This window comes from Mesorhizobium sp. M7A.F.Ca.ET.027.02.1.1 (genome assembly GCF_004022985.1).
Classification (GTDB): domain Bacteria; phylum Pseudomonadota; class Alphaproteobacteria; order Rhizobiales; family Rhizobiaceae; genus Mesorhizobium.
The window spans coordinates 1-1091 of sequence record NZ_RZOL01000796.1 but is presented as its reverse complement, the minus strand read 5'-3'; the positions used below and the strand labels follow the sequence as shown (position 1 = coordinate 1091).

Below are 1091 nucleotides of genomic sequence, written 5' to 3'. Positions count from 1 at the left end.
GTGGTGCCCACTCCCGCGTCCCCGCCGCCTGGCTCGGGTGGCGCGACGAGCTGCCCCGGGGGTTCGAGCGGCGTCGGCACGGCCGGCAACCCGTGCTGCTCGTCGACGGACAGCGGCTGCACGGCGCCGCGCACGCCCGACACGGTTGAAAACGTCTCGCCCATGCTTTCGCAAATCCAAAGGGACGCGAACAGCGCCCCCGTCACAATGACGACCGACGAACTGATGTCGGCCGTCAAGCAATATCAGGCTCAATAGGAGAAAGCGCTATGCGTGGAATTGCGTTAACAGCGGCACTCTTGCTTGGCTTTGGCGGCATCGCCTGTGCGCAGGTGCCTACGATCGACGAGGCTAATCTGGAACAGGCTCGGCAGATTGCTTCGGCCACGAGCGAGATCCTCAGCACCGACCGCAACATCATGAACTATACGCAAAAGACGCTGCAGGCCGTCACGGGCGACCGGTCGAGCCAGGCCGGCCAGCTCGCGCAGATGGCCTTGGGCAATGGCGGCTTCTCCATGGGGGACGCGCCCTCGCTTGGTAGCGTGATCTCAGGTGGCTCGTTGTCGTTCGCCGGCCTCGGCAACGGATCGCAGGGGATGGTTTCGAACCTGATCAACGGCCTGCAGCTGGTGAAAACCATCTCGGGTCTGATCAATGGTGAGACGACGCAGATGGATAAGAACTACAGCGCCCTGGTGAACGTCGCGGCCACGGTCACCGGACTGCTCGACTCCTCGCAAAACGGGGTGAAGACGCGTTCCAACGCTTTTCAGTCGGGCGCTCAGCGGATCGGCACGGCGCAGGACATCAAGGGCTCGATCGATCAGAACAGCCAGATCATGGTGCAAACCGGTCTGACCGTGAACGAGCTGATCGGCGCGGTGAACACCGCTACGGCGGCCGCCAACCAGGAAAACATCGATCGTATGAACCTGATCACGCAGGCCTCGCGGGGGCTCGAATACAAGCCCGGCCAATGACGGTGCGCTTGCTTCTATCAGCGGCCGCCATCATTGGCGCTGTCGCGACCTCGGGGTGCGGCCACAAGCCGCTCAAGGCTCCATGCTCGCGCGACGAGGGACCGATGC

General features: G+C 63.5%; 2 protein-coding genes. One reads left to right on the top strand and one right to left on the bottom strand.

What is annotated here, in order from left to right:
- On the bottom strand, positions 1–239 hold a 239-nt coding region (locus tag EN749_RS38040; protein ID WP_189368005.1), incomplete at its 3' end, for a hypothetical protein.
- Between the two features lie 30 nt (positions 240–269).
- Here EN749_RS38040 and EN749_RS36215 point away from each other — a divergent pair.
- The gene (locus EN749_RS36215; RefSeq protein WP_128365018.1) at positions 270–983 is read left to right on the top strand and encodes a type IV secretion system protein; all 714 of its coding nucleotides are present in this window, start codon (positions 270–272) and stop codon (positions 981–983) included.
- Positions 984–1091 lie beyond the last annotated feature (108 nt).

What these genes read in the sequence shown, in the direction of transcription:
- EN749_RS36215 (WP_128365018.1), top strand. Translation starts at nt 270, where the DNA reads ATGCGTGGAATTGCGTTAACAGCGGCACTCTTGCTTGGCTTTGGCGGC.